Annotated in this window: 1 protein-coding gene; it reads right to left on the bottom strand. The window is 34.0% G+C overall.

The features are described 5' to 3' along the window. Positions 1-512: transposase (locus JWG44_RS18465; protein ID WP_205276479.1), on the bottom strand; the 512-nt coding region annotated here is incomplete at both ends.

Below are 512 nucleotides of genomic sequence, written 5' to 3'. Positions count from 1 at the left end.
TTTTCAATCCCTTTTGTCAAAAATTGATTTCCACCGCGAGAACCTTTGATGGCGCCGAAAACTCCTTCAATGGAAGGAAATCTTTTTGAATAAATGATTCTGGATTTTGGCTCGCTTAATTTTTTTCGCATCTCCATCGTATAAAAGTTATTCATCTCATCCGGTTGATAATTCTTAGAAGGACTCGAATGAATATAGTTTCTTTTTAATCTCTTAGAATTTACTAAAATAGACTTTGATTTTCCCTTGGAACAGAAAATTTTTAAATGACAATCGGAACAATTGGTCGCACGAAAATCCGAATAGATATCTTTTCCATTCAGGTTTCTCTCCCTTTGGAATTTAAGGATTCTTCCTGTCGGACAGATAAAGTGATTGGATCTCTTTTCATAAGTAAACTTGATAGATTTTGGTTTTCGTTTAGGGGATTTCGGAATTTTAGGAATTTTCCCAGATTGAAATAATCTTGTGATTCTCTGATCCGGACAGTAAAGATCGAAGTCTTTTAAACT

It is taken from the genome of Leptospira ainazelensis (assembly GCF_016918785.1).
Classification (GTDB): Bacteria; Spirochaetota; Leptospiria; order Leptospirales; family Leptospiraceae; genus Leptospira; species Leptospira ainazelensis.
The sequence above is the reverse complement of the archived record's forward strand: the minus strand, read 5'-3'. Positions and strand labels throughout refer to the sequence as shown.